The sequence below is a fragment of the Acidobacteriota bacterium genome (assembly GCA_034211275.1).
In the GTDB taxonomy this organism is placed as follows: domain Bacteria; phylum Acidobacteriota; class Thermoanaerobaculia; order Multivoradales; family JAHZIX01; genus JAGQSE01.
In genome coordinates this window covers 1-6,075 of sequence record JAXHTF010000286.1, presented here as the reverse complement: position 1 = coordinate 6,075, position 6,075 = coordinate 1, and the positions used below count along the sequence as shown (strand labels likewise).

5 protein-coding genes are annotated in these 6,075 nt (G+C 67.6%); 2 read left to right on the top strand and 3 right to left on the bottom strand.

Going from position 1 to position 6,075, the window contains the following annotated elements:
• Positions 1–126: 126 nt before the first annotated feature.
• The 3 genes from SX243_24820 to SX243_24810 are packed head-to-tail and all read right to left on the bottom strand — an operon-like array spanning position 127 to position 3,975.
• The gene (locus SX243_24820; protein MDY7096211.1) at positions 127–1,206 is read right to left on the bottom strand and encodes a HAMP domain-containing protein; all 1,080 of its coding nucleotides are present in this window, start codon (positions 1,204–1,206) and stop codon (positions 127–129) included.
• A 10-nt stretch (positions 1,207–1,216) separates the two neighbouring features.
• A complete protein-coding gene (locus SX243_24815; GenBank protein MDY7096210.1) occupies positions 1,217–1,876 on the bottom strand; it encodes a TrkA family potassium uptake protein in 660 nt (219 codons plus the stop codon).
• The gene (locus SX243_24810; GenBank protein ID MDY7096209.1) at positions 1,876–3,975 is read right to left on the bottom strand and encodes a potassium transporter TrkG; all 2,100 of its coding nucleotides are present in this window, start codon (positions 3,973–3,975) and stop codon (positions 1,876–1,878) included. Before SX243_24810 ends, SX243_24815 begins: the two co-directional genes overlap by 1 nt.
• 229 nt (positions 3,976–4,204) lie before the next feature.
• Between SX243_24810 and SX243_24805 the strand changes: the two genes are divergently transcribed.
• Both SX243_24805 and SX243_24800 read left to right on the top strand, forming a co-directional pair.
• Positions 4,205–5,230: a beta-ketoacyl-ACP synthase III gene (locus SX243_24805; GenBank protein ID MDY7096208.1), complete on the top strand. Its 1,026-nt coding sequence runs from the start codon at positions 4,205–4,207 to the stop codon at positions 5,228–5,230.
• A gap of 309 nt (positions 5,231–5,539) precedes the next feature.
• The coding region (locus SX243_24800; protein MDY7096207.1) for a hypothetical protein at positions 5,540–6,075 on the top strand (536 nt) is incomplete at its 3' end.

Here is a 6,075-nt window from a genome sequence, read left to right as displayed (position 1 = left end):
TCCTTATTGTTCCTACCCGAGTCGCAGGCGAGTTGGTGGGCTGGCGCCCACCCTAGGGGAGGCTGTCGAGCTTTGGGCTGTAGAGTGGGCGCCAGCCCTCCGTATCGTCTTGTTTGAAGACCAAGACTAACGAGCCGATACCGCTTCGCCCCCGGGGCGCACCAGCCAGCCCACGGGGCGCCGGCGCAGGGCTTGGAGGAGTTCGACGGTGACGGTCTCGCCGGCGAGGTCGAGGGTGATGGGAGGGGGGACCTCGCCGGTGCTCAGCCCGCGGACTGTCTCGGCTCCGTCCTCCAGCACCCAGCTCACCAAGTCCGCCTCGATGGTGTCCCGCAGGGGGCCGAGCTCGTCCACCATGATCAATCCGTCGAGACCGATGGCCAGCACCGGTCCTTGGAGATAGGCCAGGAGGGCCAGGGCCAGCTGCTTTTCCTGGCTCAGACGGCCGCGCATCTGCGCCCGCAGCTCCTGCTGGCGGTCCAGGGCGGCGTTGAGCTGGGCGGAGATTTGGGCCAGCTCGTCTTCTCCGCGCACCGGCAGGCGCCGGCGATCCTCGCCCTGGGCGATGGCTTCGATGCCGTCGGTGAGCTCCCGCAGGGGCTCTAAAAGCCGCCGCCGCAGGGCCCGGGAGAGGACGATGAGGGAGAGTAGACCGATGGTCACCAAGAAGCCGATGCCGGCGCCGCTCTGCACCGCCGTGGAGCGAGCTCGCCGATCCGCCTCGCGCATCGCCCGATGGTTGATGTCCAGGAGCTGCAGGACGTCCGCCTTGACCTGGCCGAAGATCGGTTCCACCTCTTCGTTGTAGGCCCGCAGGGGTCGCTCGCCGCGCTGCTCCAAGAACTGGCCTCGCTGGAGCCGGTATTGGTTGTAGGAGGTCCGCAGGTGCTCCAGGATCGGCCGCTCCGCCTCCTCCGTGACATTGTCCTCGGCGGCTTGCAGGCTCTGCTCGAAGGCGGTGTGCCAGCGCTGCAGCTCGTCCCGGTCCGGAGCCTGATCCAGGAGCAGCAGGAGGGTGGCACTGTCCTGGCGTTCCAGGGCCTCGAGCATGCGGGTGCAGGCGGCGATGCTGGTGAAATTCTCCTCCAGGATGACGTCGATGCCCCGGCTCAGCTGGAGGAAGCCGAGCATGGCGCTGCCGGCGCAGAGCACCATCAGGGCCACCAGATAGCCGTAGCCGAGGAGCAGGCGCAGCCGCAGGGTCAAGCTGTTCCTCCTACTCCAGGGCCGCCACGCGCTGGATGTCGTCGCCGTGACCCAGCAGCACCAGCACGTCGCCGCTCTCGATCTTCTCGCCGGCCTCCGGGTTGGCGAGGACCTCCTCGCCGCGGCGCAGCGCCAGCACCGTCACCCGGTGGCGCTTGCGCAGATGGAGCTCCGCCAGGCTCTGCCCGGCGAAGGTCTCCGGCGCGTCGAGCTCGGTGATGCTGGCGTCCCCGAGCTCGATCTGGCTGCCGAGGCTCGGGTTGGCCAGGTGCAGGGCCAGGCGGTGGCCCATCTCGTCCTCCGGGTTGATCACCTCGCTGGCTCCCACCGCCAGCAGCACCCGGGCGTGGAGATCGTTGAACGAGCGCACCACGATGCGCGGGACCCCCATCTGGCGCAACAACGCCGTGGTCAGGATCGACGCTTCGGTGGCGCGGGAGCCCATGGTCACCACCGCGCAGGAGATGCGCTCCAGGGGCAGCTCGTCGAGGGCGGCTTCGTCGGTGGCGTCGGCGATGGCCACCGAATCCACCTCCTCGGCGATGAGCTCCACCCGCTCCGCGGCCCGGTCCACCGCCAGCACCGACTGGCCGCGGCGGGCCAGGTTGGTGGCGACGCTGCGGCCGAAGCGGCCCAGGCCGATGATCACCAGTTCTCCGGAGCCGGCCATCAGCCCACCATGATGCTGGTTTCGGGGTAGCGCAGGCGCGAGCCGGCGGAAGTCTCTCCGGTGGCCAGGGAGAGAACGAGGGTCAGGGGTCCGATGCGTCCGATGAACATGATAGCGATGATAATGAATTTCCCCACCGGACCGAGCTCGGCGGTGGCTCCCAGGGACAGACCGACGGTACCGGCGGCGCTCACCACCTCGAAGAGTAGCGCGTCGAAGGCCTGGTCCTCCGCCAGCAGCAGGAGGAAGAAACCCACCAGGGAGACCGCCAAGGCCATCAGCACCACCGCCAGGCTGCGGTAGACCGTGCCGCGGGAGATCTCCCGCTGCGCCAGCTGGACGGCGGGGCGGTTGCGGGCGTTGGCCCAGATGGCTGCCAGCAGCACCACCAGGGTGGTGGTCTTGATGCCGCCGCCGGTGCCGCCGGGGGAAGCGCCGATGAACATCAGGATCATCATCAGCAGCAGGGTCGCCGGCGCCAGGTGGGCGAAGTCCACGGAATTGAAGCCGGCGGTGCGCAGGGTGACGCTCTGGAAGAAGGAGTTGGTGAGCTTGTGGAAGGTCGGCAGACCGGCCAGGGAATGGCTCCACTCGGTGAGGGCATAGACCAGCCAGCCCGCTGCCACCAGCGCCGCCGATGCCGCCAGCACCACCCGCACCTGCACCGAAAAGCGCTGGATTCTTTGTACCCGCTCCCACCGGCGGTGGAAGACCCGCTGCCAGAGGGCCGCCAGCACCACGAAGCCGAGGCCGCCAGCGGTGATCAGCAGCGCCAGGGTGAGGAGCATCCAGGGATTCTGCTGAAAGATCACCACCGAATCTGACTGCAGGGCGAAGCCGGCGTTGCAGAAGGCGGAGATGGAGTGGAAGAGCCCCAGCCACAGGGCGTCGCCGAGGGTCTCACCGCGGAGTAGAAAGCCGGCGCCGAGGATCACCGCTCCCACCGCCTCCACCGCCAGAGTGGAGAGGACGATGAAGCGGGTGAGGACGTAGGCGGTATGGCCCGGCTGCAGCTCCAGAACGTCGTTCAGGGCGCGCTCGCCGCGCAATCCCAGGCTGCCTCCCAACAGCAGGGTGGCAAAGGTGGAGAGCACCATGATCCCGAGACCGCCCACCTGGATCAGGCCCAGGATCACGCCGTGGCCGAGGGGGGAGAACGCGTTGGGGGTGTCGAGGACGATGAGGCCGGTGACGCAGACCGCGCTGGTGGCGGTGAACAGGGCGTCGAGGGCGGAAATGGAGGTTCCCGGAGCCGCCGCCGACGGGAAGGTGAGAAAGACCGTGCCCATGAGCACCAGGGAGACGAAGGAAGCGAAGACCAGCCGCGAGGGATGGCGGTAGAAGGCCTTGAGCAAATCCTCCGTGCTCTCCTGCTGACCCAGCAGCAGACCCAAGAGCACCGCCAAGGCCAGCGCCAGCAGGCTCAGCATGAGGGCGGGGGAAGCGGCGGAGGCCAGGCTCGCCAGCACCGCTGCCAGCGGCAGCAAGGCCCCCCGGCGGCGCTGCTGGAGAAGCAGTCGGAGAAACGGCGCTGCCAGCGCCAGGGAGCCGTAGCCGAGGATCAGGCACACCGCCCGGGGCAGCCAGCCGGCGCTGGCTTGATACCCCACCACCGCCACCGTCAGCACCAGGGTGAGGGTGGTCAGATGGCGCAGCGCCGGATACCAGCGCATCAGCCAGCGCCAGAGCTCCGAATCCTCCAGCTGCCGGCGGGGCCGGGACATGGCCTCGGCGGGTAGAAAGTGCGCCCCCAGCAGCAGAGCGTTCCACAGCACTACGAGGCCGGCGGGCACTGGGTCGGCGGCCATGGCGGGGACGAAGAGACCGATATTGAGCGAGTAGGCGGCGGAGACGGCGTAGCCTCGCCAGTTGTGGGAGGGCCGGCTACGGGAGCGGCCGAAGGTGAAGATCACCAAGACGGTGAGGGCCACCAGGCCGAGGCTCAGACCGGCGCCGACGGCGGTGATCTCCTCGGCGCTGCCGAAATAGCCGCCGGTCATGTCGACGGTCTGCTGGGCGAGCAGCGTCAGGGCGGTGCTGCCGGTGAGCTGGGCGGCGAGGAGCAGATCCCGCCGTCCGGGCTGGCGGCGAGAGCTCATCCGGCGGCTTCGATGCCGAGCTTTGCCCAGCGCCGGCATCGGGACAGGGTGGGGGAGAGACTGGTTTGGGGTGGCTGCACGGGAAATGCTCGAACCGGCTCGTTCGCAACTGTCGAAGAAATGCTATCACCGCGTTCCTTACCGAGACGGGGCGGGCTACTAAGACGGGGCGGGCCACCGAGACGGGGGCGTGGCCGGGGGACTACAATGACCCCGAAGGGAGTCCACCATGAGCCAGGAAGATTCTCCGGAGCAGGGCTCCGGGGTGCCGCCAGCGAAGGTCGGGATGATCGGTCTCGGCGCCTACGCGCCGGAGCGGGTGATGACCAACGAGGATTGGTGCCAGTACGTCGACACCAGCGATCAATGGATCGTCGAGCGCACCGGCATCCACCGCCGCCGCATCGCCGCCGAGGACGAGACCACCGTCGATCTGGGAGAGAAGGCGGCACGGGCGGCCCTCGCCGACGCCGGCCTGGAACCGGAGCACGTGGACGAGCTCATCGTCGCCACCGACACGCCGGAGGTCTACGTCCCCGACACCTCGTCGATCTTGCAGCATCGCCTGGGCCTGCGCCCCATCCCCTCCTACGACCTGGGGGGCAGCGGCTGCGCCGGTTTCGTCCAGGCCCTGGACGTGGCCCGTTCACGGGTCTTCACCGGTACTCGCCGGGTGTTGGTGGTGGGGGTGGAGCTGCTCACCCGGCTGATGAGCTGGACCGACCGCAATACCTGCGTGCTCTTCGGCGACGCCGCCGGTGCCGCGGTGGTCTCGTGGGTGGAGGATTCCGGCGAGATTCTCGCCGCGGTCTCCGGCACCGACGGCAGCCGCGCCGGCATTCTGGGCTTGGAAGTGGGGGGCACCCGCAAGCCCTTCACCCTCGAACGGGCCCAGCGGGATGAGCACCACGCGGTGGTGATGAACGGCCGGGAAGTATTCAAGGAGGCGGTGCACCGCATGAGTCAGGCGGCCCGCCAGGTCCTGGAGCAGGCCGGCCGAAGCCTCGCCGACGTGGATCTGGTGGTGCCCCACCAGGCCAATCTGCGGATCATCCACGCGGTGGCCAAGCACCTGGAGGTGGAGCTGGAGAAGGTGTTCATCAACGTTCAGGACTTCGGCAACACCGGCTCCGCGTCCATCCCCCTGGCCCTCACCCAGGCCCGCGCCGCCGGCCGCGTGCGCCGTGGTGATCTGGTGCTCCTCACCACCTTCGGAGCCGGTTTCCACTGGGCCGCCATGTTGGTGCAGTTCTGATCTCCTGGGGGCTCGAGCCTTAGTTGGATAGGACCTTCGCAGGTCCTTGAAAGGTGCTATACTCCACGCGCTTTTACCGATTGTCGGTAATTTTTAATTAGTTTTGCTGATTGTCTCGGGGAGATCGTCGATGGTTCCCGTCTTGTGTGTGCGCTATGGGCGTAGGGACCATCTCCAAACCTTTCTTCTTCAGCCTCCACGCCGGATTGGCCTCGCTCCCCACCGGGGGTGCGCTCTGCCGTGGAGAAGAAGTCGCATCGGGCCTCCGCAGACATATCGAGCAATCTCGGTTGTCGAGGAGGTACCCCCATGGCCCATTTCCTCTTCCTCTCGGACTTCGAGCAAGGACATCTTTTTCCCACCTTCGGTCTGGCCCATTCCCTGATTCGCCGCGGCCACCGGGTTTCCTACATCGGTATTCCCGACATGGAACCCTACGTGGAGCGCCAGGGGTTGGAGCTCTATCCGATCTACAGCGACCTCTATCCCGCCGGCGCTTCCGCCCAGCTGCGCGCCGAGGCCCAATCTGGAGAGGCTCCATCCGGCGTCGTGCAAGGCCGGGTCTTCAGCCAGCATCTGGAACCGCTGATTCAGGGTGACCTGGACGAGCTGATGGCGGATCTGGCACCGGACCTGGTCATTTCCAGTCTCTTCCTGCCGCTGGAAACCCTCATCTTCCACTACCGCTACCAGCTCCCCATGGCGGTCTTCACCCAATGTCTGCGGGCACCGGACAGCGCGCCGGGGCAGCTGGCCGTCGAAGAGATCTTCGATCTGGATCATCTGTCCTTCCAGATCCTCGAGCTGGCGATGAATCAGGGGCACGAGGTGCGCAGCAGAGGCGC

Bases quoted from the DNA above. Each gene is read 5' to 3' on its own strand.
- SX243_24805 (MDY7096208.1), top strand. From the start codon at position 4,205: ATGAGCCAGGAAGATTCTCCGGAGCAGGGCTCCGGGGTGCCGCCAGCG.
- SX243_24810 (MDY7096209.1), bottom strand. From the start codon at position 3,975: ATGAGCTCTCGCCGCCAGCCCGGACGGCGGGATCTGCTCCTCGCCGCC.
- SX243_24815 (MDY7096210.1), bottom strand. From the start codon at position 1,876: ATGGCCGGCTCCGGAGAACTGGTGATCATCGGCCTGGGCCGCTTCGGC.